27 protein-coding genes are annotated in these 25,712 nt (G+C 64.6%); 16 read left to right on the top strand and 11 right to left on the bottom strand.

The annotated features are described in order from the left end of the window. Positions 1 to 55 precede the first annotated feature (55 nt). From RQI43_RS12465 to RQI43_RS12455, 3 genes are all read left to right on the top strand, one after another. Entirely contained in the window at positions 56 to 1,030 is a 975-nt protein-coding gene (locus RQI43_RS12465; RefSeq protein ID WP_018042403.1) for a CoA ester lyase, read from the top strand. Between the two features lie 191 nt (positions 1,031 to 1,221). Continuing rightward, positions 1,222 to 1,656 carry a heme-binding protein gene (locus RQI43_RS12460; RefSeq protein WP_018042404.1) on the top strand — a complete coding sequence of 145 codons (435 nt, stop codon included), beginning with the start codon at positions 1,222 to 1,224 and terminating at the stop codon, positions 1,654 to 1,656. Between the two features lie 111 nt (positions 1,657 to 1,767). Beyond that, entirely contained in the window at positions 1,768 to 1,947 is a 180-nt protein-coding gene (locus tag RQI43_RS12455; RefSeq protein ID WP_056430086.1) for a hypothetical protein, read from the top strand. Positions 1,948 to 2,645: 698 nt separating this feature from the next. Here the strand turns inward: RQI43_RS12455 and RQI43_RS12450 are convergent. Beyond that, entirely contained in the window at positions 2,646 to 3,503 is an 858-nt protein-coding gene (locus tag RQI43_RS12450) for a formate/nitrite transporter family protein (protein WP_311275347.1), read from the bottom strand. 57 nt (positions 3,504 to 3,560) lie between these two features. After that, complete coding sequence (locus RQI43_RS12445; protein WP_311275346.1) at positions 3,561 to 4,316, bottom strand: molybdopterin-binding protein; 756 nt, start codon at positions 4,314 to 4,316, stop codon at positions 3,561 to 3,563. Between the two features lie 156 nt (positions 4,317 to 4,472). On the opposite strand from RQI43_RS12445, the gene sfsA reads away from it, so the two are divergent. Together sfsA and RQI43_RS12435 are read left to right on the top strand one after the other, a co-directional pair. After that, the gene (gene sfsA / locus RQI43_RS12440) at positions 4,473 to 5,198 is read left to right on the top strand and encodes a DNA/RNA nuclease SfsA (protein WP_311275345.1); all 726 of its coding nucleotides are present in this window, start codon (positions 4,473 to 4,475) and stop codon (positions 5,196 to 5,198) included. A gap of 88 nt (positions 5,199 to 5,286) precedes the next feature. After that, a complete protein-coding gene (locus RQI43_RS12435) occupies positions 5,287 to 5,409 on the top strand; it encodes a hypothetical protein (protein WP_280136565.1) in 123 nt (40 codons plus the stop codon). Between the two features lie 23 nt (positions 5,410 to 5,432). On the opposite strand, the gene RQI43_RS12430 is transcribed toward RQI43_RS12435, so the two are convergent. The 3 genes from RQI43_RS12430 to RQI43_RS12420 all read right to left on the bottom strand — a co-directional run bounded on the left by RQI43_RS12430 (position 5,433) and on the right by RQI43_RS12420 (position 8,457). Beyond that, positions 5,433 to 6,374 (bottom strand): metallophosphoesterase, encoded by a 942-nt coding sequence (locus tag RQI43_RS12430; RefSeq protein WP_311275344.1) that lies wholly within the window; start codon positions 6,372 to 6,374, stop codon positions 5,433 to 5,435. Positions 6,375 to 6,534: 160 nt separating this feature from the next. Beyond that, positions 6,535 to 6,750, bottom strand: coding sequence for a hypothetical protein (locus tag RQI43_RS12425; RefSeq protein ID WP_311275343.1), 216 nt, complete (start codon positions 6,748 to 6,750; stop codon positions 6,535 to 6,537). A 321-nt stretch (positions 6,751 to 7,071) separates the two neighbouring features. After that, positions 7,072 to 8,457: an aminotransferase gene (locus RQI43_RS12420; protein ID WP_311275342.1), complete on the bottom strand. Its 1,386-nt coding sequence runs from the start codon at positions 8,455 to 8,457 to the stop codon at positions 7,072 to 7,074. A gap of 137 nt (positions 8,458 to 8,594) precedes the next feature. On the opposite strand from RQI43_RS12420, the gene RQI43_RS12415 reads away from it, so the two are divergent. The 3 genes from RQI43_RS12415 (at position 8,595) to RQI43_RS12405 (ending at position 10,160) form a co-directional block, all read left to right on the top strand. Next, positions 8,595 to 9,122 (top strand): hypothetical protein, encoded by a 528-nt coding sequence (locus tag RQI43_RS12415; protein WP_311275341.1) that lies wholly within the window; start codon positions 8,595 to 8,597, stop codon positions 9,120 to 9,122. After that, a complete protein-coding gene (locus tag RQI43_RS12410; RefSeq protein ID WP_311275340.1) occupies positions 9,119 to 9,892 on the top strand; it encodes an HAD family hydrolase in 774 nt (257 codons plus the stop codon). The genes RQI43_RS12415 and RQI43_RS12410 overlap by 4 nt, the downstream gene beginning before the upstream one ends. Positions 9,893 to 9,962: 70 nt before the next feature. Then, on the top strand, positions 9,963 to 10,160 hold the full coding sequence (locus tag RQI43_RS12405) for an FAD-dependent oxidoreductase (RefSeq protein ID WP_311275339.1): 198 nt from the start codon (positions 9,963 to 9,965) through the stop codon (positions 10,158 to 10,160). Between the two features lie 20 nt (positions 10,161 to 10,180). Here RQI43_RS12405 and RQI43_RS12400 read toward each other — a convergent pair whose 3' ends face one another. After that, entirely contained in the window at positions 10,181 to 10,660 is a 480-nt protein-coding gene (locus RQI43_RS12400) for a MarR family transcriptional regulator (protein ID WP_311275423.1), read from the bottom strand. Positions 10,661 to 10,817: 157 nt separating this feature from the next. Here RQI43_RS12400 and RQI43_RS12395 point away from each other — a divergent pair, with 157 nt between their 5' ends. Then, a complete protein-coding gene (locus RQI43_RS12395) occupies positions 10,818 to 11,597 on the top strand; it encodes a DUF1499 domain-containing protein (protein WP_056430118.1) in 780 nt (259 codons plus the stop codon). Between the two features lie 4 nt (positions 11,598 to 11,601). Here RQI43_RS12395 and RQI43_RS12390 read toward each other — a convergent pair whose 3' ends face one another. Together RQI43_RS12390 and RQI43_RS12385 are read right to left on the bottom strand one after the other, a co-directional pair. Beyond that, the gene (locus tag RQI43_RS12390; protein ID WP_056430121.1) at positions 11,602 to 12,537 is read right to left on the bottom strand and encodes an MBL fold metallo-hydrolase; all 936 of its coding nucleotides are present in this window, start codon (positions 12,535 to 12,537) and stop codon (positions 11,602 to 11,604) included. An 89-nt stretch (positions 12,538 to 12,626) separates the two neighbouring features. Next, positions 12,627 to 13,583, bottom strand: a complete 957-nt coding sequence (locus tag RQI43_RS12385; protein ID WP_056430124.1) for a DUF2865 domain-containing protein — start codon at positions 13,581 to 13,583, stop codon at positions 12,627 to 12,629. 373 nt (positions 13,584 to 13,956) lie between these two features. On the opposite strand from RQI43_RS12385, the gene RQI43_RS12380 reads away from it, so the two are divergent. The 3 genes from RQI43_RS12380 (at position 13,957) to RQI43_RS12370 (ending at position 17,568) form a co-directional block, all read left to right on the top strand. Further along, positions 13,957 to 15,303 (top strand): Nramp family divalent metal transporter, encoded by a 1,347-nt coding sequence (locus RQI43_RS12380; protein ID WP_056430127.1) that lies wholly within the window; start codon positions 13,957 to 13,959, stop codon positions 15,301 to 15,303. A gap of 364 nt (positions 15,304 to 15,667) precedes the next feature. Next, positions 15,668 to 16,873, top strand: a complete 1,206-nt coding sequence (locus tag RQI43_RS12375) for a carbohydrate porin (protein ID WP_311275338.1) — start codon at positions 15,668 to 15,670, stop codon at positions 16,871 to 16,873. A gap of 518 nt (positions 16,874 to 17,391) precedes the next feature. Then, positions 17,392 to 17,568, top strand: coding sequence for a DUF1328 domain-containing protein (locus RQI43_RS12370; protein WP_003599466.1), 177 nt, complete (start codon positions 17,392 to 17,394; stop codon positions 17,566 to 17,568). A 147-nt stretch (positions 17,569 to 17,715) separates the two neighbouring features. Here RQI43_RS12370 and RQI43_RS12365 read toward each other — a convergent pair whose 3' ends face one another. Beyond that, positions 17,716 to 17,952, bottom strand: coding sequence for a NepR family anti-sigma factor (locus RQI43_RS12365; protein WP_311275337.1), 237 nt, complete (start codon positions 17,950 to 17,952; stop codon positions 17,716 to 17,718). A gap of 180 nt (positions 17,953 to 18,132) precedes the next feature. Here RQI43_RS12365 and RQI43_RS12360 point away from each other — a divergent pair, with 180 nt between their 5' ends. Further along, entirely contained in the window at positions 18,133 to 18,933 is an 801-nt protein-coding gene (locus RQI43_RS12360) for a response regulator (protein WP_056430130.1), read from the top strand. Positions 18,934 to 19,897: 964 nt separating this feature from the next. On the opposite strand, the gene RQI43_RS12355 is transcribed toward RQI43_RS12360, so the two are convergent. Continuing rightward, positions 19,898 to 20,092, bottom strand: a complete 195-nt coding sequence (locus tag RQI43_RS12355) for a general stress protein (RefSeq protein WP_082470393.1) — start codon at positions 20,090 to 20,092, stop codon at positions 19,898 to 19,900. Positions 20,093 to 20,418: 326 nt separating this feature from the next. Here RQI43_RS12355 and RQI43_RS12350 point away from each other — a divergent pair, with 326 nt between their 5' ends. Continuing rightward, positions 20,419 to 20,862: a cyclic nucleotide-binding domain-containing protein gene (locus RQI43_RS12350; protein WP_207410685.1), complete on the top strand. Its 444-nt coding sequence runs from the start codon at positions 20,419 to 20,421 to the stop codon at positions 20,860 to 20,862. Between the two features lie 10 nt (positions 20,863 to 20,872). Here the strand turns inward: RQI43_RS12350 and RQI43_RS12345 are convergent, their stop codons facing one another. Next, positions 20,873 to 21,316: a VOC family protein gene (locus RQI43_RS12345; protein WP_056430142.1), complete on the bottom strand. Its 444-nt coding sequence runs from the start codon at positions 21,314 to 21,316 to the stop codon at positions 20,873 to 20,875. Between the two features lie 638 nt (positions 21,317 to 21,954). On the opposite strand from RQI43_RS12345, the gene RQI43_RS12340 reads away from it, so the two are divergent. Together RQI43_RS12340 and ppdK are read left to right on the top strand one after the other, a co-directional pair. Continuing rightward, entirely contained in the window at positions 21,955 to 22,632 is a 678-nt protein-coding gene (locus RQI43_RS12340) for a L,D-transpeptidase (RefSeq protein WP_056430145.1), read from the top strand. 354 nt (positions 22,633 to 22,986) lie between these two features. Next, complete coding sequence (gene ppdK, locus RQI43_RS12335) at positions 22,987 to 25,665, top strand: pyruvate, phosphate dikinase (RefSeq protein ID WP_311275336.1); 2,679 nt, start codon at positions 22,987 to 22,989, stop codon at positions 25,663 to 25,665. The last annotated feature ends 47 nt before the right edge of the window (positions 25,666 to 25,712 follow it).

Genomic DNA, 25,712 nt, shown 5'->3' with positions numbered 1-25,712 from the left:
GTTTTGCGGTCTCTCACCAACGACCAGAACACGAACCCAAAGGAAGGATTCCCCAATGAGCTTTACCCTGATCCAGCAGGCCACCCCGCGCCTGCACCGCTCGGAACTCGCCGTTCCCGGCTCCAACCCGACCTTCATGGAGAAGTCCGCTTCCTCCAAGGCCGACGTGATCTTCCTCGACCTCGAAGACGCCGTCGCCCCCGATGACAAGGAGCAGGCCCGCAAGAACATTATCCAGGCGCTCAACGACCTGGATTGGGGCACCAAGACCATGATGATCCGCATCAACGGTCTCGACACCCACTACATGTACCGCGACGTGGTCGACATCGTCGAAGCCTGTCCGCGCCTCGACATGATCCTGATCCCCAAAGTCGGCGTGCCGGCCGACGTCTACGCCATCGACGTGCTGACGACCCAGATCGAGCAGGCCAAGAAGCGCGAGAAGAAGATCGGCTTCGAGGTGCTGATCGAGACCGCTCTGGGCATGGCCAACGTGGAGGCGATCGCCACGTCGTCGAAGCGCCTGGAAGCCATGTCCTTCGGTGTCGCCGACTACGCCGCCTCGACCCGCGCCCGCTCCACCGTCATCGGCGGCGTCAACAAGGACTTCTCGGTGCTCACCGACAAGGACGAGGCCGGCAATCGCGAGACCCATTGGCAGGATCCCTGGCTGTTCGCCCAGAACCGCATGCTGATCGCCTGCCGCGCCTACGGCCTGCGCCCGATCGACGGCCCGTTCGGCGACTTCTCCGATCCGGACGGCTACACCTCCGCTGCGCGCCGCTGCGCCGCTCTCGGCTTCGAAGGCAAGTGGGCGATCCACCCCTCGCAGATCGATCTCGCCAACGAGGTGTTCACCCCCTCGGAAGCCGAAGTCACCAAGGCCCGCCGCATCCTCGAAGCCATGGAAGAGGCCGCCAAGGCCGGCAAGGGCGCCGTGTCGCTGGACGGCCGCCTCATCGACATCGCCTCGATCCGCATGGCCGAGGCGCTGATCGAGAAGGCCAACGCGATGTCGGCCAGCTGATCGGGTCGCTTCGTAGACATCGCTAAGCAGGACGGCCGCTTCCGAAAGGGGCGGCCGTCCTCGCTTTAGGCCTGAAATGTCCTATCGTCCGCAGCGTATCGCCGGGAGAACAGGCGCCGGGGCTACGTCTTCCCCCTAGGGCAGGACAGCCAAACGGCTCCGATCTCGTCGATCGAAAGGGAGAAACCACCATGCATGTGACCATCGAAGACGCTCACAAGGCCATCGAGGCCGCCCGCGCCAAGGCTGTCGAGCTCGACACCCAGATGTGTATCGCGGTCGTCGATTCCGGCGGGAACCTGAAGGCGTTCTACCGGATGGACGGGGCCTGGGTCGGCTCCATCGACATCGCCCAGAAGAAGGCCAAGACCTCGGTTTTCTTCGGCATGATGACCGGTCAGATCGGCCAGTTGTCACAGCCCGGCGGCCCGCTCTTCGGCATCGAGCATTCCAATGAAGGCCTGATCACCTTCCCCGGCGGCATCCCGATCGTCGACAAGGACGGCGAGATGTCCGGCGCCATCGGCGTCAGCGGTTCGAGCGTCGAAAACGACCACGCGGTGGCTCTGGCCGGCGCCAGCGCCGTCGGCGCGACCGAGCTGCCCGCCCACCCCTGGCGGACCTGAACCGGCGAAACCGACGACGCGCATCGGGTGCACCGCACGCGATGAATACCGTCGGTTAAGCATGCGCGCCCTATCACGGTCGCATCACCCCGAGCCGTGACAGGAGCGCCGATGACCCGGGACCAACTCGCCGCCGAACTGAAGCGCATGGCCAATGCGCAGGTCGCCGACATCGAGCGTGCGGTCAAGGACGGCCACCGGACCATCGCCCTCAACGAACTGGCGGATCTGAACCGCCAGTTGAAGGCCTTGGCCGCAGCCGTGAAGGCCCGGCCCGTCGTACGGGCCTGACACGATGGCGTCGGACGCGAGACCGCTTCAGTAGCGCGGATCGCGTCCACGTCCCTCCAAGGGCGGCTCTTCGGACAGTCGCTCCTCGCCGGCGAGACCCTCCGCAGGGGGCTCGCCGCCGACGTAACCACGCTGATCCGGACGAGCCTCGTCAGCAAAGGGAACTTCCCGAGGTGGAATCGGAGGCCGCCGGTAAGGCCTCGGCTCACCGTATCCACCCTCCGGCACGCGCTCGGATCTGAAGCGGTCCGGATGCTCCTCGCAGATCCTCACCCGCTTGATGATTTCCTCTCTCTCCGGCGTGATCCGGCGTCGGATGACGGTCCGGCACGGCTCCGCGAGGCGAGACGGTTCGCGCCCGGGGCGGTAATCCTCGACAGGGGGAGGGGGTAGCCGTTCTCTGGAGAACTCTCGAGGCGATCCATAGGGCTCTGGGAAATCGGCGGCGAGCGCAGGGACGCTGCAGAGCGCCAGGGCTAGGAGGCCGCTGAAGATAGGCGGCCTACGGCGCGTAGCGACGGACAGGAACGGGTTTGCAGCCACGGAACGTCTCCGGAGAGATGACCGCCCCCGCCATGGGTATGCGGCACAGGATCATCCTGCAGCCGAGCCGCTGAACCAGAGCAGACGCCACCACTCGGAAAGTATTCATCTGGACGCGCGCCGCGATGGCGCCAACGACCGGCTTGCCTCGACGCTCAACTTTCGCCGTCGGCGGCTTTCTGCTTCTCCACCTCGGGCGCGACCTGCCCGAAGTTGAGGACGGCGACCAGGGCGGTCCCGCCGAACACGTTGCCGAGAAGAGTCGGAATGAAGAAGCGCGAGACGTAATCGCCCATCGAGGCATGGCCGCTGAAGACGAGATAGAACGTGTCGACGGATCCGGCCACGATATGGGCGAGGCCGCACATCGACACGAGCCAGGTCATCAGGATGACGATGAACGGCGCCGCCGAGCCGGTGGCAGGCAGCATCCACACCATCAGGGCGATGAGCCAGCCCGCGAACACAGCCTTTATCAGAGTCGTCCAGAACGCCGACTCGATCGTATGGTGGCTGATCGCGGCAAAGGCGGTGTGGATCTCGGATGCGAACGCATCCGAATAGGCTAGGACCGCGGCGATGGCAGCGGTGGCGACCATGTTGCCGGCCAGAACGATGCCCCACAGGCGCAGGACGCGCATGAGGGTGGCGACGCTCCGGTCATGAAGCAGAGGCAGAATCGGCGTCAGCGTGTTTTCGGTGAAGAGTTGCTGGCGGCCGAGGACGACGATGAGGAAACCGGTCGCGTATCCCAAGCTGGTGATGAGTCCGGCCCATTGAGCCTCCGGGAGATGAGCCTTCAGCACGCCGGGGACGATGAGCGAGAAGCCCATGGTCAATCCTGCGGCGAAAGCCGAGAGGAACAGCGCCCCGCCCGTGCGCCGAAGCTCCTCGTCACCCTCCCGGCGGATCACCTCGTGTAGGATGAAGGCGTCGGGCCGCAGGCCTTCCGCTACGGATTCCTCCCGCTCGACCGCCTCATCCCGCGTGGAGCCTTCGTCTCGCTGCCCCATTCGAGGGACCTCCTGAAAACGGGCTCTATTCCCGCCTTCGACAAGGAAGCCATGGACTCAGGCGACGGTTCCGTCCTTGAGCCGGGCGACGAGGGAATGGACATCTGCCTTCGCCCTCGCCACCGCTTCGGCATCTTTTCCGCGCACTACGATGCGATTGGCGAATCCCTGCTGCGTCATCGACGGATAGGAGCCGATGGATACGCCGTCATGGACCTTGGCGATCTCGGCCAGGGCCGAAGCGTAATTGCCTTCGGGCAGGTTGCCGGCCTCGATCGTCTCCGACAGCACGCGCGCGCCGGTCTCGAGGGTAGGGCCGATCTCGTCGAGCATGGCCTGCATGATCGCCGGCACGCCGGCCATGACGAACACGTTGCCGATGCGAAAGCCCGGCGCCTTCGAAATCGGGTTGGCGATGAGATCGGCACCCGCCGGAATGCGCGCCATGCGCAGCCGGGCCTCGTTGAGATCTTCCGGCTTGTGGCGCTCAAGCAGCATTGCCTTCGCGCGCGGATCGACATCGATGGTCACGCCGAAGGCGGCGGCCACGCAATCGGCGGTGATGTCGTCATGGGTCGGGCCGATCCCGCCGGTGGTGAAGAGGTAGGTGTAGCGGGTCCGAAGGGTATTGACCGCGTCGACGATCTCTTCCGCCTCGTCCGGGACGATACGGACCTGCCGCAGGTCGATGCCGACGGCCGTACAATAATCGGCAATGGTGCCGATATTCCGGTCTTTGGTGCGGCCGGACAGGATCTCGTCGCCGATCACCAGAATGGCGGCGGTGATGGTAGGGGAAGTGGGGGAAGTCATCGTGGTCCGTGGCGAGCGCGAGGCGGTGATACCCCTGACCTAGCGCGACGATGCCGAACTGACCATGGCGGGCTCCCTGGCCTGCGTCGGCGCCAGCTGATAGGCGCACGGCGTCGTAGCCGTTTCGCGTGCCATTCCCGTCAGGAGGTCCTGCCGATGAGATTCCCCGGTCCGCTGATCGAGGGCCGGCTGGTCCGACGTTACAAGCGTTTTCTCGCCGATATCGAAGTGGCGGATGGCAGCCTCGTCACGGCGCATTGCGCCAATCCCGGCGCGATGCTCGGCCTCAACCAACCCGGTTCGCGCGTCCTCCTTTCCGCTTCGACAAACCCGGCGCGTAAGCTCGGCTTTTCGTGGGAACTGGTGGAAGCCGACTTGCCCGGCGGCCTGCAATGGGTCGGCATCAATACGATGCGTCCGAACGCGCTGGTCGCGGAGGCCTTCGCCGAAGGTCGCCTCGCACCACTTTCGGAATACGCTTTCCTGCGCCCCGAGGTGCGTTACGGACGCGCCAGCCGGGTCGATTTCCTGGCGACCGGGGAGGGCGTGCCACCCTGTCATGTGGAGGTGAAGAACTGCCACCTTCTGCGCCAGCCGGGCCTCGCCGAATTTCCCGACTGCGTGGCCGCCCGCAGCGCGCGGCATATGGACGATCTCACGGAGGTCGTCGCTCAGGGCGGGCGCGCGATGCTGATCGTCGTGGTGCAGATGCAGGCAGACCGGTTCGATGTGGCCCGCGATCTCGATCCGGCCTTCGACCGTGCCTTCACCGCCGCCATGGCGGGCGGAGTCGAAATCCATGCCTATCGCTGCCGGATCGACCCGACCGAGGTCACCATAGCGGAAGCGATTCTCGTGGTTTCGCGGCTATCCGGCGGGTGATCGATCGGCGCGTCGGTGGGTCGCGCGATTTCATGGGGCCATCGGCGGATTTCGTGCCATGCTCCCAGCCCTACGACCCAAGGAGACGATGATGGCGACTGAGAAACCACGCGGTGGCCGCGAAGCGAAGAAGCCGAAGAAGCCCGTCGTCAAGACGATCGCCGCTGCCCCCTCCACCAAGGGCACCGTAAGCATCGGCGCCAAGAAGTAAGACCCACAGCCCCGTCAGGCCGGCTATACGCCGCCTGGCGTGGCTTTCGGGCCGGGATCTGGCAAGGTTCGGCCAAGTTCGAGAAGTACGATTTCCGGCGGCACCCCGATACGGATCGGGACGCGGCTCACGCCGAACCCGCCGGACACGATCATGTGCCGTCCCTCATCGACCACATGGCCGTAGGAAAGGTCCTTGCCACGCACGAAGGGTACGAGCGGCGAGGCACCGAAAAACCGGATCTGGCCGCCATGGGTATGGCCGGCCAGGGTCAGGGAGACACGCTCGGGCACACGGGGGAAGATGTAGGGCTCGTGCGCCATCAGGATGACCGGCGCATCGTCCGTGACCTGAGCCAGCGTGCCGGGGAGATCGTCCCGTCCTCGGCGATCGCCGCGCAGTAGGAACGGCTCTTGGTCCCCAAGCCCTGCGATCCAGAACGGATAGCCATCCTTTTCCAGCCGCAGAGCGATGTTCTCCATGACCGGGATGCCGCGAGCTTCCAGCACGCGCTGGGATTCGACCGGCCCACGCCGCGTCGTTTGGACGATTGTGTCGTCCCACCAATCGTGATTTCCAAGAATGGCGTAAACGCCGAGCGGCGCCCGCAGGCCGTCCACGACGCGGGCGAACTCGACCAGCGGCACCTTGCGTGTCGTCACGCTGGGACCGGATGGATAATCGCCGAGCAGCAGGATGAGATCGGGTTCGAGCCGGTTCGTCGCATCGACGATCTCGGCGATCCGGTCGAGCGGCATGGTCGGCTCGCCGACATGGAAATCGGCGAGGACAGCGACTTTCAGGCTCAACCCATGCGTCCAGCCAGGCAGAACCGGAGCGTATCGCGTCACGACGAGACGGTGGCGCGGCTCGATCACGAAGCCATAGGCGCCCGCCGAGGCCACCAGGGCCGTGCTCGCACCGATCCCGGTTAGGAGCTGCCGTCTTGTCGGCAGAATCAGCATGTCATCGTCCCCGGCGGCAGAGTCGATGCGGATCCATCGTCCCGGGGCGTCTACACATCCGGCGCAGCCAAGTTCCGATGGTTCGACGTCGGTGACCAAGCCCGTGAAGGCTTGGTCGCAATGTTTGGCCGGACGGCGTTCGTCTTAAGAAGGATTGGCCTCAGACGAGGGGCGCATCCTCGTGCTGGAAGCGGGAGAGCTGCCGACGAGCGGCAATCTTCCGGGCCGCCTCTTTGGCAGCGGATGCCGAGACGTGAACCGCTGCGGCGAGGGCGGGTAGTGCCACGGGGCGGAAACCTTCGCGATCGGTTACCAGACCGGACGCACGGGGCGTCGACGAAATGGCTGCGCGCTGGTTCTGGTCGGGGCGGGACATGGGAACGGGTCCTGTTTCGCGGTGTCGGAACGCCACCAGATCCTCGTTTGTCTGGTTGGCGATCACGCCGGTCTCTCGGGCACCCTCAAGAGGTTCGACCCGGACCGACGCTGTGCGGCACGAGATCCATATGCGGCGAAGGATCATGAACGGGAGCTTAAGGCTAGCCAGAGATGAGCAGGATAGAGTTGTCCAACATCGTTGCTGAGTGACTTTCGACACAGTCAAGGAATAGTGGAAATATAAAAAATTCAATTCTGCAGTGCAATCTAATCTCGCTCGCACTGCGAAAGATCTAGACTTTTCTGTGGCGAAGCCGCCCTAAACCACGGCCCTCAGACCTTCCGACGCGATCCAGGCCTCGGTTCGATCCAGGGCACGGGCGAGGCGGTCGAACAACGTGTCGATCTCCTCGTGCGAGATGACCAGGGGAGGGCAGACCGCGACCCGGTCACCGGCGAGGAATCGCACGATCAGGCCCTCGGCCTGCGCGAACGCGACGCAGCGGGCCGCGACGCCGGCCTTCGGCTCGTACTGACGCTTGGATGCCTTGTCGGCGACGATCTCCAGCCCACCGATGAGACCGATCCCTCGCGCTTCTCCGACAATGGGGTGGTCGGCCAAGGCCGAGAGCCGGGCCTGGAAATGAGGAGCCTTCTCCGCGACGCCTTCGACGATGCGGTCGCGCTTGTAGATCTCGATGGTCTTCAGTGCGACCGCGCAGGCGACGGGATGACCGGAATAGGTGGTGCCGTGGCCGAACGTGCCAAGCTTGGCGCTCTGCGTCACCAGAGCCTTGTAGAGCGGCTCGTCGATGCTGATGCCACCCAGCGGCATGTAGCCCGATGTCACGGCCTTGGCGAAGGACAGGCTGTCGGGCCGCATTCCCAGGGCTTCGGAACCGAACCAAGTGCCGAGCCGACCGAAGCCGCAGATCACCTCGTCGGCGATGAAGCGCACGTCGTAGCGGTCGAGAACGGCCTGGATCTTGGTGAAATAACCGGCGGGCGGGGCGATGGCGCCCCCCGCTCCCATGACCGGCTCGGCCACGAAGGCCGCGACGGTATCCGGCCCCTCGCGCAGGATCAGGGTCTCGAGTTCGTCGGCGAGGCGCTGCGAGAAGGCCTCCTCCGTCTCACCGGCCTCGGCGAAGCGGTAATGATGCGGGCAGCCCACATGCAGGAAGCCCGGCAGCGGCAGGTCCCAATCGGCATGGTTGGCCGTGAGGCCGGTCATGGAGGCGGTGGCGACCGTGACGCCGTGGTAGCCCTTGATCCGCGAGATGATCTTCTTCTTCGCCGGGCGGCCGAGAGCGTTGTTGAGATACCAGGTCAGCTTCACCTGGGTGTCGTTGGCCTCAGAGCCCGACGAGGTGAAGAAGATCTTCGATGTCGGGATCGGCATCAGCTCTTTGAGGGTCTCGGCGAGCTCGATCGCCGGATCGTGGCTGCGGCCCGAGAACAGGTGAGTGAAGGGCAGGCGCGACAACTGCTCGCTCGCCGCTTCCACCAGTTCCTCGTTGGAGTAGCCCAAAGCCGTGCACCAAAGGCCGGCCATGCCTTCGAGATAGGGCCGGCCGTCGCTGTCATAGACCCAGACCCCGTGGCCACGCTCCAGCACCAGGGGGCCGGTCTCGCGGAAGGTGGAGAGGTTGGTGTAGGGATGGATCAGCGTTTCGACGTCGCGGGTCGCGAGGTTCGAGAGCATGGGCCTGCCGTTACCTGTGGAAGCGGGCCGGTTCGGCCCCGTGTTCATGCGATGCCACACTAGCGACCCGGACCGTCGGTAGAAACCCGTCCGCACAACGCATCGCCGCCCCGTCTTTTGCACCGATTGTCCCGCGCATGCTCGATCCCGCTACTTTCGTGGCCCATCCGGCGCCAGGCCGCTTTTGCGGAACCTGCACCCTGTGCTGCAAGGTCTACGATGTTCCCGCCGTGGAGAGCGTCGCCGGCCAATGGTGCCGGCACACCAAGCAGGGCAGGGGCTGCGCCATCCATCCGACGCGGCCGGACCATTGCCGCGCCTTCCATTGTCTCTGGATGACCGAAGCCTGGCTCGGCGCCGAGTGGAAGCCGGAGAAGGCCAAGATGGTGCTGGCGCTCGATCCGGTGACGAAGAACATGAACGTCCAGGTCGATCCCGGCCAACCGAACGCGTGGCGGCGCGAGCCGTATTACGCACAGTTGCGGCGCTGGGCCGCCGCATCGCTGGCGCAGGACCGCCTCGTCCTCGTCCATCTCAACAAATCCACCACCGTCATCCTGCCGGATCGTGACGTCCCCCTCGGCGTGTTCGAGCCTGGCGACAGGATCGTGCGGCGGGCTCGCGCTGGAACCTTCGACGTCGAGAAGGTGGGAGCCAGCGCGTGAGCGCGACGCGTCCCCGCCGTCTCGCCGGCATCCTGTTCGACAAGGACGGCACGCTCATCGATTTCGACCGGACCTGGGGGCCAGCGGCCCATGCGGTCATGAATTGCCTGTCCGGGGGCGACCGTACCCGCTTGGAAGACCTGATGGCGGTGAGCCATTACATCGAGGAGGAGCGACGCTTCCTGCCGACCTCGCCCCTCATCGCCGGCTCGTCCGCCGCCTATGGGCCGCTTTGGGCGAAAGTTCTCGGCCGGCCTGCCGGACCTGATCTCTATGGAGAGATGGACCGGCTGTTTCGCCGCGAAGGGCTGGCGCATCTATGCCCGATCGGTGATCCGGCCGGGATGGCACGCTATCTCGTCGGTGCCGGCTACGCGCTCGGCATCGCCACCAACGATGCCGAAGCCTCGGCGCGGGCGCAGGCTGATGCCCTCGGCCTGACACCCCATCTCTCCTACGTCGCGGGCTACGATTCCGGGCATGGGTCCAAGCCGGAACCCGGCATGGTCAGCGCCTTCGCCGCGCAACTCGGCGTCGCCCCGTGCCGCATCGCCATGATCGGCGATTCGCCTTACGACCTCGTCGCCGGACGCGCGGCCGGTGCCGTGACCGTCGCCGTTCTGAGCGGACCCATGGGGGATGCAGCCCGCGAGATCATGACGCCGCTCGCCGATCATGTGGTCGCCTCGATCGGCGATCTCGCCGATTTGCTCGCTAGGATCGCCGATCAGGCACGAGCGAGCGAAGCCGGGTCGCAACCTAGACGGTAAGTGAGGCCTTCACCGATCCGGTCGCCCCGGATGGAAGGGGAATATTTACCCGGAAACGTCACATCTGCCCATGTCGCTTCCCGACGACAGGCCCGGCCTATCCGGCCACTTCGGCGAAGGCGGCAGGACGCTGTCTTTCGCCGGCGATTTCACCAGCCTGAAGGCCGGCTGGGTCGAGGGGGCGATCGAAGCGGGCCTGCGAGCGGCCCGGCAGATCGACCCGCTGGTCCAGGCGGAAGGCCGCCCGGTGATCCGTCAGAGGCTCTGACGGAGGGACACCGAAGTAACTCAGCCGCTGGAATCGGCGCGGGCAACGTCGCGCCATTTCAACACAAGCTGCTCGAAAGCCGCGATATCGTCCGGAGGCAGCGTCCCGAGGGTACGGGCGACATAGGCTTTCTGCGCGGAAATCCCACGGGCTGCGATCTCCGTACCCGCCGGGGTAAGGTGGAGCGCATGCGAGCGCCGGTCACCCGGGATGGCGTGGCGCTCGACGAAACCGGCCTGGACGAGGCGGTCGATCAGGCCTGAGACATTGCCCTTGGTGACGTAGAGCCGCGCGGCGAGATCCTGCTGTGTCAGCCCCTCGCGTTCGGTGAGGGTCGAGAGGACGTCGAATTGCGGAATGGAGAGCCCGAGGCCGCGCAGCTCGGTCGCCATCGCGGCGGTCACCCTCCGGTTGAGGCGGATGAAGCGGAACCAGACCCGCAGCGGGTCGTCCGATCGAGCATCGGTCACGGGATTTCCGGTCGCTGCGGTAAAGCTCATGTCGACGCCGCTATAGCAGAAGCAGGCGGCATCGAAAGCACGACGTAACTCGCGGGTGGCGTCGCCATGCGAGGCCCGGTAAAGCTCATCGCTCAGGCGCGCGGGCACGACCTCCCTGCGGCGCGGCGATCTCCCGGACAGCGATTTCATCCGTATCATGCGTCGTTCGCTTATCGAGGAGCCCATCACCCGCGCCGGTCCGCTCTCGCGCGGAACGGCGATCCTGTCGGTCCTCGTCACCCTGTTCGCCCTCGTTCTGGTGCGTGATCCGCGGGCGGAAGAAGGGCCCGCGCTGGTCACGCTCGGGTCCGGCCTATTCCTGGCGGTCCTGGCGATCGGCTTTGCCCTCTTCGCCTTCGTCCGGGTGTGGCGCGAGGGTGCGCGCGGTTTGGGCGGAGCGATCGCGGGTCTCTTCCTCGCGGTGATACTCCTCGGATATCCGGGCTTCGTCGGGCTGCGCAGCCTGCGCCTTCCCGCCATCACCGACGTCACCACTGATACCGAGAACCCACCGGCCTTCTCGCGCTCGCATGCCGCCTTCGCCGCCCGCGAAGGGCATTATCCTCCCGATCCCGGGCCGGAAGCGCGAACGGCACAGCGCGCCACCTATCTGCAGGTCGCCCCACTTACCCTCGACCTCGACGCCAACGCCGCGTTCGAGCTGGCTCGCAAAGCAGCGGTGAACCGTAAATGGCAGATCGTCGAGGCGATCCGCCCCGGTGGCAGGATCGGCAATGGCCGGATCGAGGCTGTGACGCGCGGCCTCATCCTCAACCTCGCCAGCGACATCACGGTGAGAGTGCGACCGCGGGCGGACGGAGCCCGGATCGACGTGCGTTCGGCGTCCCGCATCGGCGACCGCGATTTCGGCGCCAATGCCGACACCATCCGGGCCTATCTCGACGAGGTCGCGAACCTCGCCATCGCCGTCAAGTGAGTGGTCAGGCCGGCGCGTAGACACCTTCCAGCCTGGCCGGACCATCGGTCACGATGAGCCCGCGCTCCACCAGGTCTTCCAGATGGGCGAAGACGGATAAAGCCGCAGCGCCCTGCAGGGCCGGGCTCAGGCCCTGATAGATCGTGCCGACGATGGAGCGGATGTCGCGGTCGCCCGCCTCGATCCGGCTGCGGATAGCATTTTCGCGCTGGCGCCGATGGGCGGCGAGGCCCCGGACGAAGCGCCGCGGATCGCGGACCGGGCCGCCATGGCCGGGCCAATAGATTGTCTCGTCACGTCCGCGCAAAGCCTCGAGCGACGCCATGTAGGCACGCATCGATCCATCGGGTGGCGCTACGATGGTGGTGGACCACGCCATGACGTGGTCGCCCGAGAACAAGGTCGCCTCCTCCGGCAGGGCGAAGGCGAGATGGTTCATGGTGTGGCCGGGCGTTTCGACCGCCTGAAGCGTCCAGCCCGGCCCCTCGAGCGTGTCGCCCTCTCCCATCTGACGGTCGGGTCGGTGGTCCCGGTCGGCGCTGGCGTCGAGATGCGGAAACTCGCCCTCCGCCAGATCCCTCGCGGCGCGATGCGGCCCGCAACCGATGATGGGCGCACCCGTCTCCGCTTGCAGCAGGCGCGCGCCGGGGGAGTGGTCGCGATGGGTATGGGTGACGACGATGGCAGTGAGCCGCTCCCCGGCGATGGAGGCGATCAGAGCCGCTACGTGACCGGAATCGGCCGGACCCGGATCGATGATCGCGACCTCGCCCCGTCCGACGATGTAGCTGCAGGTGCCGCTGGACGTGAACGGGCTGGCATTGGGACAGATCCGCCGGCGTACCAACGGCGAGAGGCTCACCGTCTCGCCGTTTGCCGGCGCGGCGCCGTCGAAATGCGGATCCGTTCGTGCCTCGCCGTCGTCACTGGTCTTGGTCATGCGGCACCCGGAACGATCACACTCTCGTCCGGCCCTACGCCATAGCGGACCGAGCCACAACGCACCCCGAGCTGTCCCTGAGACCGGTCTCAGCGCGTGAAAGGCGAGGACACCACGACGCGGACGTCGGCGAAGCCCGCCGCACGGTCCTGTCCTCGCTGGACTTCACCGAAGCCGCCTGTCCCCGCCGTGGTACCCACCTGGGCCAGCCGGACGCGCGGCGCGCCGTCAAACGCCCGCCCGGCCTGCCGAGTATCCCCACCGGAGGCGCGGGCATCCGCCTCTCGCCGGACGACGTCGATCTTGCGGCCGATCAGGCGACGCTCATGGCGGGACAGGATGCCCGTCTCGCGGAAATCCACCATCGTGAAGCCACCAGGCCGCGTGGAGACCACGACACGGGCACTCGATGGGGTTGCGACCACGTCGCCCACCCGCGCAGTCAGATCGCGTTCGATCGGCAGCGGCGTCGCCGCCACGCCTTCGAGCTGGCAGGAGCATTGGTCGACGAGCTTCCTGCGGTAGAGAAGGGCGACCTTGAGAACTCGGTAGGGCTGCCCGTCGAGGCTGACGGCCCGGTCCAGTTCGTTCTGCCGGGCGCCGAGCGTGTAGAGGCTGGTTGCCGCGTTGGGGCAGGCCGCCGCACAGGCTGCCTCGTGAAGAGGAATGTCGGCGCGCGAGGCCAGCCGCCCGAGCGGAAACAGGTAGCCGTCGCAAGCCCGGACGCAGACCGTACGGGCCCCGAGCGCCGAGGCGACCAGGCCAGCCGATGACGAGCGGCTCTTCCGATCAGCGGATGGCCGGTCGAGGCGCATCATGCGAGGCGTGTGACGAGGCGGGGCGGGCCTCGTGATACCGTTGGTATCGGGCAGGGACGCATAGCGCGGACGCGCCGGGCGCGGCACGGGAACGGGTTCCGGCCGGATCCTTACGGCCGGTCCGCGGAAGATGTCCTCGAAGAAGCTGAAGATACCCCCCTGCTCGGAGGCCCGAACGAGGCTCGATCCGGCGACGACACCGCCGATGCCGAGGATCACGCCCGCCATAAGAGGGCCGACGACTCGCTGACGCGGCGCAATGGCCGTCCTCGCGACATGTGGGTATGCGACCCGCATCGCTTCCTCATCCTTCAGTAACCATCCGGTAGGACGTGCGTCCTGCCTAGGCTGGAGGAGAAGGGCTTCGCAACGGGGCAGACCACCGAGCCGCATGAAACCTTTGGTTGAGTTGACGCCTCCCAGGTCGCGAGAAGACGTCCCGCGGCACGGCGTTTTGAGCACGCCATGAACACACGCTGCCACACCGGTGGAGACGGAGACGCCCCCGCTATCTTAGCCTTTGTTTTCCATTATAGCCGATGCTATATGGCTCGCAGGGTGCAGTGCGGCATTCGTGATTCGGCTCGTCGGAAAACGCGGTATGGACAGGCTCAACGAGGATCGGGCGTGGCGCTTCAGCCGCGACACGCAGGAACAGCCGAGCCTCGGTCGCATGAACGGCAGCGTACCGGTTCTCGCGAACGGGAGCTGGCTGCGACGCCTGCTGGCCTTCCTGGGCCCCGGCTACATGATCTCCGTCGGCTACATGGATCCGGGAAATTGGGCCACCGACATCGCGGGCGGTTCGCAGTTCGGCTACACGCTTTTGGCCGTCATCCTGCTTTCCAACTTGATGGCGATCGTGCTGCAGGCCCTCTCGGCCCGTCTCGGCATCGCCACCGGCCGCGACCTCGCCCAGGCCTGCCGTGATCATTATCCACGGCCCGTCAGCTTCGTCCTATGGATCGCCTGCGAAGCCGCCATCGTCGCCTGCGACCTGGCCGAGGTCATCGGCACTGCCATCGCCCTCAAGCTGCTGTTCGGCATCCCTCTCGTCATCGGCGCGATCATCACCGCCCTGGACGTCTTTCTGATCCTGCTCCTCATGCGCCGCGGGTTTCGCGCGCTCGAAGCGTTCGTCATCGCGCTGCTGCTGGTGATCTTCGTATGCTTCGGCATACAGATCGCCCTGGCCGCGCCTCCGGTCCAGGCCGTGCTCGCGGGCTTCATCCCCTCGTCGCAGATCGTCACCAATCCGGCCGCGCTCTACATCGCCATCGGCATCATCGGCGCGACCGTGATGCCGCATAATCTCTACCTGCACTCGTCCATCGTACAGACGCGAGCCTATCCACGTACCGAGGAGGGGCGTCGCGGCGCCCTGCGGTTCGCGGTCACGGATTCGACCATCGCGCTGATGCTGGCGCTCTTCGTCAATGCCGCGATCCTGATCATGGCCGCCTCGGTGTTTCATGCCACCGGGCGAACGGACGTGCAGGAGATCGAGCAGGCTTATGAGCTGCTGTCGCCGTTGCTGGGGGCCGGCATCGCCTCCACCTTGTTCGCCGTGGCGCTGCTCGCTTCGGGACTCAACTCCACCGTCACCGCGACGCTGGCCGGCCAGATCATCATGGAAGGCTTCCTGCGCCTGCGTATTCCCGACTGGGCTCGGCGCCTGATCACGCGCGGCATCGCCATCGTGCCGGTCGTGATCGTGACGGGACTCTACGGGGAAGAGGGCACGGCCCGATTGCTGGTGCTGAGCCAAGTCGTTCTGTCGATGCAATTGCCCTTCGCCGTCATCCCCCTGGTCCGCTTCGTATCGGACAAGCAGAAGATGGGTGCGCTCGTCATTCCCGCTTGGCTGAAAATCCTCGCCTGGGTGATCGCCGCGATCATCGTGGGCCTCAACGTCAAGCTTCTGGTGGATACCGTCAGCGGCGCCTGAACCAAGTCAGTCATCGCCGGTCTTCTTGAGGGAAGGGCGGAGTACAGCGTTTCCGACCGTTACCGACCGGGCTGCCCAGCGGGCCCGGACGCAAAAACTTTATCTAAAAACATAGCATAGGCTATACTATCGAGGTCAGGCGTCGATGATCAGCAGAAGGGCTTTTCGGAGGTGGCGGGTGGGATTGGTGGGCACTTTCGCCGTGAACCTCGCTTACCCGATCGCCTCGCCCGCTTGGTCGGAACCCTCGGCGACAGGAGCCCTAGACGATCGCCCGGCGCAGTCCGCCGCTCTGGACGACGACCGACCGCCCTCGATCCAACCCTCACTCGGTACATTCGGCGATCCCGGCGGATTCCGCCGAATGCTGGCGCCGCGCGGCATCACCTACAACCTGCTTTATACGAACGAGGTTCTGGGCAACGTCAGCGGCGGGGTGAGGCAAGGGCCGATCCATGCCGGCAAGTTCGAGGCGGCGATCAGCGTCGATCTCGACCGGTTTGCCGGTTGGAGGGGCTGGAGCGCGTTCGCCAACGTCTTCCAGATCCACGACACGGGCGGCCTGCGTGATCGCAGCTTTCATCGCCTGATCACGGTGAGCAATATCGAAGCCTATCCCTCGACACGCCTTTCAGAACTCTGGCTGGAGCATGCCTCGGAGGACCAGCGCTTCAACTTTCGGATTGGGCAACTCGTGGCGGATGGCGAGTTCTTCGCCTCCGAAACCGGAAAAATCTTCCTGAGCAACGATTGGCCGACCATCACCGGAGCGAACCTACCAAGTGGCGGCCCTGCCTATCCCCTATCGACTCCCGGACTTCGGATGCGCTGGACGCCCAACGCCTCAATGAGCGGGCTTATTGCGGTGTTCAACGGCGACCCCGGCGATCAGGCCAGCGTCAACCGGACCGGATTGAATTTTCGCCTGAACGATCCGCCGCTGCTGATGGGCGAGATCCAGCTTCGTGCAGTACCCGGCCCGAGCGGGCTCACTCGAAGTGTGAAACTCGGAGGATATGAGCATTTCGGGCGTTTCGACGATTACCGCTACGACCGGAGTGGGCTTTCCCTGGCGAGCATCCATAGCAGCGGATCACCGCGCCGACATGGTGGAACGAGCGGCGCCTATGCGGTGATCGACGCGCAACTCTACCGACCGGAGGGCGCTGATCAGGCCGACGGCGTGGCCGTTTATGCCCGCCTATCCGGCAGCCCGTCGGACCGGAACCTCATCGGCCTTTGGGCGGATGGCGGCATCGTTTTCTCGGGGATGGTGCCCGGCCGGCCGGAAGACACCTTCGGCCTCAGCTTCATCTACGCGCGTATCGGCAACCATGCCCAGCGCTACGACCGGGACCGATTGTCTTTCGACACTGACTTCCACCCGGTCCGCAGCTACGAAGCCTCTATCGAACTGACATATCAAGCAGTAGTGGTGCCCGGTTGGACGATCCAACCGGATATCCAGGTCGTCATCAATCCCGGCGGGGGTATCGCAGACCCCACGCGCCCGAACCAACGGGTCAAAGGTGGCGTGGTGCTCGGACTACGCTCCACACTCACCTATTGAGCGCACTGTATCAGCGCCGATCGTTGCGACGGACGCGGACCGGTACGGGCTGGGGAGCAGGCGACCCATTTTCGATCGCCTCTACGACTCCGCGAGCGGCCGCAGCGACCGCATCGAGAAGGCGTCGTGCAAGGGATGCGGCCAGCGACTCTCTCATCAGAATGTATCCGTGTTCGGGAACAGGTGACGAACGCTACATCGGACACCGGGTTCCACATCAGCGTCAACCACTATGTGGGTCGTCACTCCCGAAACCGACAAGAGTCTCGCCGATATGACGCATGTGAGCACTGCGCTGGGCAACGGATCGTCTCGGCGCAATCCGGGCCAGGACGATGTTCGGATCTTTTCCAGGGTGCGTCGGCGTGTCTGTCTGCGCTTCCGCGACCCGCTGGTTTCGCCTCGGTAACCAATCGTGACCGCTTTGTGTCAAAGTCAGGAACCGGTCGGATAACTTGGCGTTATTGATGTCATGAGGTCGCGGCACAGGTCGCACCAGCTTCACAAGGATCGAGACCATGCTTGGTTGGGCTGTAACATTTCTCGTCGTGGCCCTCGTGGCCGCTCTGCTTGGTTTTGGTGGTATTGCCGGCACCGCGATGGAAGCCGCAAAGCTCGTCTTCTTTGTCGCCATCGTTCTGTTCGCCATCTCGGCCGTCATTGGCCTGATGCGCGGCCGCTCGCCGACACTCTGACGATTGGACGTGTCGGTGCAGTCAGACCGACAACCCAGACACCAAGAAAGCCGCCGGATCGCTTCGGCGGCTTTTCTACGAAGCGAAGACCATCACACACTCCACCCGTGCCGGTGCACACTTTAGCGCTGAGGCAGGTGAGTTAGATTATTTTTCATCGAAGGGCTGACCGGAGGCATCGTCCATCCGGGCGATGAGATCTCGAAAGCGATCCGGAACGGGTTGCTGGACAATCGTGTCGTACATGGCACGCAGATGCATGCCGATCCGTTTCTGGGTGAGGTCACTCAGGCTGTGATTTTCGGGGCTATGTAGTTTCGGCTCACGTTCCAGCTCCAATCGCGTCTCCGCCAGGGAGATGCGGACCGTTTCGTCCTCGTCCATTCGGTTATCCCCTTGATGCCACGCGGTGGCATCGCCGCGATTGTTTTGCGGCTTGACATAAGTCATGGCTGCACCTGCAACGCAGCGCGATACAAACGGTTCCGGGCTCGCGGAACACAGCCCATCGAACCGCGTTATGGCGGTGGCGACCATAAAGAACGGCAGTGCCAAGGGGATCTAATGTCGACAGCTCAACTCGTCGTGCAACATCTGCCGTATCTGCGCCGCTACGCGCGGGCACTGACCGGCAGCCAAGTCGCCGGCGATGCATATGTGGCCGCCACGCTGGAAACGCTCGTCAACGAGCCGGACACGCTCGGACGCAGCACCAACGTCAAGGCGGACCTTTTCCGGGTCTACACCCGCATCTGGAATTCCCTATCGGTCAACGGCCAGAGCGATCAGGTTCAGCATGATCTACCGGCCGAAGTTCGGCTGGGGCAGATCACCCCGCTGCCGCGTCAGGCGTTCCTGCTGTCGTGCCTCGAAGGCTTCTCCGAAGAGGACGCTGCGGTGATCCTCGAAGTCGACGTGACGCAGGTGCGTGACCTCGTCGACGAAGCGGGACGCGAACTGGCGGCCGACATGGCCACGGAAATCCTCATCATCGAGGACGAGCCGCTCATTGCCATGGACCTGGAAGCCCTGGTCGAAGGGCTCGGCCACAACGTCATCGGCGTCGCCCGGACACGGACCGAAGCGATCAAGATCGCATCCGAGGGATCGCGTCCTGGTTTGATCCTCGCGGACATTCAGCTTGCCGATGGCTCTTCGGGGCTCGACGCGGTGAACGATCTGTTGAAGACGTTCGAGGTGCCGGTGATCTTCATCACCGCCTATCCCGAGCGCTTCCTCACCGGCGAGCGGCCCGAGCCCGCCTTCCTGATCGCCAAGCCGTTCCAGCCCGCCAACGTTTCGGCGGTGATCAGCCAAGCCCTGTTCTTCCAGCAGAGCGCCCGTCGCCGCGAGAAGACCGCCTGATCGTCCGACAGTCACAGACATCACCGGTGAATCAGAAAGCCCCGATCCTCGATCGGGGCTTTTCCGTTTTCGCTCGGTCAGCCGATCAATAAAAACGGGCCGGACGAATGTCCGACCCGTGAAAAGTTTCCGGCCAATGCACAAGGGGAATGCGGGGGGAGGACCAGGCGGCCGGGTGATTTGGTAACGAACGTGATGCAACAGGGTTCCAAAAAATGCGACTTCGGCCATTTTTGTCACGCGCGTGGTTTTCACGCCACGCGCCTTAACGGGAGGTACCCTGGTCCCGAAAAAATGTTTGCAACAACGAGCCCGTCGTTTACTGGCCGTAAAGTTTTTAGATCAGTCAAGGAACTCGCGACGATCAGGTCGCGTTGTCCAGCATCCTGTCAAGCTCCGCTTGGAGATTACGACAATGCTTCGGTCTGGATTGATCCTGAGTGTCGGTGGACCGGCTGCCCTCCTGACGATGCTTGTCTTGCCGGTCGTTCAGCGCGAAGCAGACCGCTGGTTGCATCCCGTTGCGACGAGCCAGCAGGCTCCCGCGAGCTTGACGCCGGCCATCATTCACTCACCGGCGCAGATCGGTGGAAGCGACATCGCCGTGCTCCGTGTGACGACGGCGGTCTCGAATGAGCGCAGGGCACCGGCGTTCTCGTCGGACCAGGATACCGTTTCAACGGAAAAGCCCGTGCTGAAGCCTCGCAGAACCATGAGGGATGGCTGTGAGGGAGCAATCAGCTCTTTGGCCGGCCCGGAAGCACGCCGCATGATCCCAGGCCGCTGCATCGCGTAAGCAACAGACCGACACTGAACGTCGAGACCCGCAAGCCCTTCGTTGATGACGGAGGGCTTTTTACTGTTGCGCCTAAAACGGCGGACGAATTAGATATTCGGTCGCCTCAAACAAGAAAGGCGCGCACCGGATCTCGGTACGCGCCTTGTCTCTTCCAACAAATGGAGTTTAGTCTTCGCCGGACCGGCCGGGTGTGGTCGACTGACCGCCCTTGCGTCCCGCGGACGAAGCAAGCTCGCGATCCTGAGAAAACGATCGCTTTTCCGCCGGAACACTCCGTCCACCTTTGCTCGCGATCTCGCGTTGCCGCTCCAGATCCATCGATGCAAAACCTCGCTTTGAGGTAGAATTTCCTGATGCCATCAGCGCCTCCTCAGCATGTGGTTCTCGAAGATGACAACCTTCGCCAATATCGATGGTTCCTCGGCCAACCTTGCTGAAGACAAATGCCTGCCGCCATTTAATCCATGCCGGCTGGTCATTGCGAGAAAGCGCCTGGATACCGCGACAACCCGCCTCAGATGCAACGAATCATCGACGGTGACGTATGTCAGCGCGCGAGGCCGCCCCTCTTCGCCGTGAGAATACACGGGGCTGGACAATGCCTGGGCAAACCGCATGGATGCGCGGGATGAAGGCGCCCATCGGTCGGCGTCTTCCGCCGGAGCGCTCAGAATGGTCGTCCCATCATGACCCTCGACACCGAGGTCTCGTCACTCCGACAGGTGCCGCTCTTTCGCGGAGTAGAACCGTCCCGCCTGAAGCTCCTGGCCTTCACCAGTGAGCGGGTGCATTTCGAAGCGGGGCAACAGCTCTTCGCCCGCGGCGATGTGGCGGATGCCGCGTATCTCATTCTCGACGGTTCAGCCGCCGTCACCATCGACGGGCCGTTCGGCCCATTCCGGCTCGCCCTTCTCGGGTCGAACGCGTTGGTCGGCGAAATGGGCATCCTGGCCGACCAGCCGCGCTCTGCCACCGTGCAGGCCGACACAGCGATCACCGCCTTGCGGATCGACAGGACGGTGTTCCTCGAATTGCTGGCTCAGTTTCCGCAAATCAGCATCGCGGTGATGCGTGAACTCGCCCTGCGTCTCGAACATACGAACCAGCAGCTGGCGGAACGGCGCAGCTGAGGCAGCACCGTCAATCCGTCGGATAGGTGATGAATTCCATCAACGAACCATCGGGGTCGCGAAAATAAACGCTGATCCCCGTACCGGCGGCGCCATTGCGCTCGACAGGACCGAGTTCGACGGGGACGCCCTTCGCCGCGAGATGCGTGAGCGCGTCGTCGATGGACCCCGACCACCGAAAGCAAAGATCGCTGCCGCCCGGCATCACCGGACGTTCGGCCAGCGGAGTCGGCGACAGGCCGGGGCCGTGGACGTTCAATTGAACGCCGCCGAACCGATAGGCGAAGCCCTTCCCGCGAGCGATCACCTCCGCGCCCAGCACGTCGCGATAGAAGGCAGTCGAGCGCTCCCAATCGGAGACGTGGATGACGCAATGGTCGAGATGAATCGCCGGCGCGAGGTCGGCGAGGGGCTCGTCGACCTCGGTCGTGGTGAAGGTTTGCGTATCGGCCATCGCGTCGTCTCGGTTTCCGGCGGCCCTGCCGCATCGGGGTCGAGCATGCCCCGCCCGGCCCGGCGGAGCAACGCAGCTTGCCTCACCGCATCGACCAGACTCAACCTGAGATAAAGTTATCGAGCTCGAGAAGGGCAACTCAACCGGGAACACCACTCGATGGGATGGGAGCCCTAACCGAAAGTTCGGTTTCAGGGCGCACTCAAGATCGCGATGCTTCACGTCCGCATGTACGGCGCCCAGGAGATCATCGTTCGTCACGGTATCAGCGCAAGGTGAAGATGGGACAGCGGCCCAGCCTTCGACATTCCGTAGTTCCGCAGCCTCACCTTCGGTGCCGGGCCGATAGCGATGGGATCAGCCTGACGGTCGATGTCGCGAAAGACCCGAACCTGCGGGCCGAGCTCGGAACGACATTCCCAGTGGACAGGCCTTCCTGCCGGCACACAGCTTGAGACGAGCGAGCGGGACGGAAAACGGCTCGGCGTCAGCGCGCCGAACGATCAAGATCAGCCGAGCCAGACGAGATGAATCCGCGAGCACTGCCTCTCGTAAAGCGGAGATGGCGGGCATGTTCCCTCCTGCTGCGACGTGAAAGACACAACATCGTCGGCCATCGGACGGTAGTCATGAGGGCAATGATCCGCCCGACGACCACTTTCGTGGAGCCCTCGATGCATATCCGCCGTGTCCTTCTCAGCCTGCTCGTCATCGCTCCATTGGCCGCATGCAATTCTCGTGGGCCCATGACCGTGGCGCAGGATGATGAGGCCGCCTGGTATACGGGTTCGATGCCGGATAAGCCCTACGACGTGCCGCTGGTTGATACGTCGCGGCTCGATCCGAAATATCGTCGGCAGGTGGTTCGCTATACCGGGGCGGAAAAGCCGGGCACCATCGTGGTCGATATCGACAACCGCCAGCTTGCGCTGGTGCAGGAGGACGGTACGGCCCAGCAATACGGCATCGGCGTCGGCAAGCTCGGCTTCTCCTGGAAAGGCGAAGCGAAGGTCGGACGAAAGGGCGTGTGGCCGGATTGGAGCCCCACCACCACGATGGTCTCCCTCAACCCCGACCTGCCGAGGACCCGCAAGGGCGGGGTGGACAATCCGCTGGGGGCCCGCGCCCTCTATCTCTACCAGAACAATCGGGACATCCTGTTCCGCATCCATGGCACCAACGAACCCTGGAGCATCGGTGAGCAGATGTCTTCCGGCTGCGTCCGCATGCTGAACGAGGACATCGTTGATCTGTTCGAGCGCGTCCCCGTCGGCACGCGGGTGCTGGTCAAGCGCAACGGAAAATATCGCGCCTGAATGCCAAGCCAAGCCGTCGGCATGGCGGGTTCGACCCGCGTTCCTGGAGTTTTGGAATGCGGTTTCGTGCGAATGACGGGTGATGTTCACCGGGTCATTCGATGATGCCAACCGATCCCTTCGGGTTGCGTCAGCGAGCAGCCAAGAGCCGACAAATCGGCGAATCAGCTTCCCGCTCGTCGAGCATAGGCAGGAAGATGTCTTAACCCTGTGTCATGATCGCATGACAAATCCGGCTGCCCGTTACGCGTGATGACCGCGTAAGGGCCGTTCATCTTGCATTGCAGCATGCAATGGTTCAACGGGGCATCTAGGGGTATGACATCCCCGATTGTTGCAAGCGGATCATTGGCGATGGCGAAGTGGGTCTACTCGTTCGGCGACGGCAAGGCGGAGGGTCAATCCTCCATGCGCAACCTCCTCGGAGGCAAGGGCGCAAACCTCGCCGAGATGTCCAATCTCGGTCTCCCAGTGCCTCCGGGTTTCACCATCACGACTGAAGTCTGCACCTGGTATTACGACAACGATCGTCAGTACCCTGCGGAACTGAAGGCCGAGGTCCAGGCCGCGCTCGATGCTGTCGGAGCTCTTACCGGCCGCGGCTTCGGTGACCCGAAGAACCCGCTTCTCGTCTCGGTCCGCTCCGGTGCTCGCGCTTCCATGCCGGGCATGATGGACACGGTGCTGAATCTCGGCCTGAACGACACCACCGTCGAGGCGCTGGCCGAAGGCTCCGGCGATCCGCGCTTCGCCTACGATTCCTACCGCCGCTTCATCACCATGTACTCGAACGTGGTGCTCGATGTGGAGCACCACGCCTTCGAAGAGGCGCTGGAGCATTACAAGGAGACCAAGGGCTTCAGCCTCGATACCGAACTCGGTGCCGAGGACTGGAAGCACATGATCGGTCTCTACAAGAAGATTGTCCGCGACGAGCACGGCGCCGACTTCCCGCAGGGTGCCGAAGACCAGCTCTGGGGCGCCATCGGCGCCGTGTTCAGCTCGTGGATGATCCCGCGCGCCAAGAAGTACCGTGAGCTCAACGGCATACCCGAGAGTTGGGGCACGGCGGTCAACGTCCAGGCCATGGTGTTCGGCAATATGGGCGACACCTCGGCCACGGGCGTCGCCTTCACCCGCAACCCCTCCACCGGCGAGCGCGCGCTCTACGGCGAGTTCCTCATCAACGCCCAGGGCGAAGACGTGGTGGCGGGTATCCGCACCCCGCAGGACATCACTGAGAAGGCACGGATCGAGGCCAAGTCCGACAAGCCGTCAATGGAGCGGGCGATGCCCGAATCCTATGCCGAGCTGGTACGGATCTATGGGCTGCTCGAGACCCATTACCGCGACATGCAGGACATGGAGTTCACCATCGAGAGCGGAAAGCTCTGGATGCTCCAGACCCGCAACGGCAAGCGCACCGCCAAGGCGGCTCTGCGCATCGCCGTGGATCTCGCCGCCGAAGGCTTGATCACCGAGGAGGAGGCGATCGGCCGGGTAGAGCCCGCCGCCCTCGACCAGCTGCTCCACCCCACCATCGACCCGAAAGCCGAGCGCAAGATCATCGCGTCCGGCCTGCCGGCATCGCCCGGCGCGGCCACCGGCGAGATCGTGTTCAACTCCGAGGATGCCGAGGCCGCCCGCAAGGCCGAGCGCAAGTGTATTCTCGTGCGGATCGAGACGAGCCCCGAGGACATCCACGGGATGCACGCCTCCGAGGGTATCCTCACCACGCGCGGCGGCATGACCTCGCACGCCGCCGTGGTCGCCCGCGGCATGGGCAAGCCCTGCGTCTCGGGCGTCGGCACGATCCGCGTCGATTACAAGGCCGGCACCCTCACGGTGGCGGGCACGACGCTGAAGGCCGGCGACAAGATCACCATCGACGGCTCCACCGGCCAGGTCCTCCTCGGCGAAGTGAAGATGCTGGAGCCGTCGCTTTCCGGTGAATTCGCGACCCTGATGGGCTGGGCCGACAAGGTCCGCACCATGAAGGTGCGCACCAATGCCGACACGCCCACCGATGCCCGCGCCGCCCGCAACTTCGGGGCCGAGGGTATCGGCCTGTGCCGTACCGAGCACATGTTCTTCGAAGGGGACCGCATCGTCGCCGTTCGCGAGATGATCCTCGCCGACGACGTCGAAGGCCGCCGTTCGGCCCTGGCAAAGATCCTTCCCTATCAGCGCCAGGATTTCGTCGAGCTGTTCACGATCATGTCTGGCCTGCCGGTGACGATCCGCCTGCTCGATCCGCCGCTGCACGAGTTCCTGCCGCATACCGATGCGGAAGTGCAGGACGTCGCCAAGAGCACCGGCGTGTCCGAGGAGAAGCTCCGCCGCCGGATGACCGAGCTGCACGAGTTCAACCCGATGCTCGGCTTCCGCGGCTGCCGCCTCGCCATCGCCTTCCCGGAGATCGCGGAGATGCAGGCCCGCGCCATCTTCGAAGCCGCCGTCCAGGCCGCCAAGGAGACGGATGCCCCCGTCACCGCCGAGATCATGGTTCCGCTGGTCTTCACCCAGATGGAGTTCGACATCGTCAAGGCGCGCATCGACGCCATGGCGAAGGCCGTCACCGACGAGACTGGCGCGACGCTGTCCTATCAGGTCGGCACCATGATCGAGTTGCCGCGTGCGGCCCTTCGCGCCGGGGACATCGCCAAGACCGCCGAGTTCTTCTCCTTCGGCACCAACGACCTGACGCAGACCGCGCTCGGCATCTCGCGCGACGACGCCGCGACGTTCCTCGGGGCCTATACCCAGAAGGGCATCCTGTCCGCCGATCCCTTCATCTCGATCGATCAGGAAGGCGTGGGCGAACTCGTTCGCATTGGCGTCGAGCGGGGCAGGGCGGTCCGTCCCGACATCAAGCTCGGCATCTGCGGCGAGCATGGCGGCGATCCGGCCTCGATCCATTTCTGCCAGGAGGTCGGGCTCGATTACGTTTCCTGTTCGCCCTATCGCGTGCCGATCGCGCGCCTCGCTGCGGCCCAGGCAGCCCTCGCGACGCGGGACAAGACTCGCGGCTGAGTGCCGGTCCTTCATGACAGGAAGACCTGAAAGGGCGGCCGATGGCC

The sequence above is a fragment of the Methylobacterium sp. WCS2018Hpa-22 genome (assembly GCF_031843785.1).
Lineage (GTDB): Bacteria > Pseudomonadota > Alphaproteobacteria > Rhizobiales > Beijerinckiaceae > Methylobacterium.
Note: the sequence above shows the minus strand (reverse complement) of the source record. Positions and strands in the feature narration are given on the sequence as shown.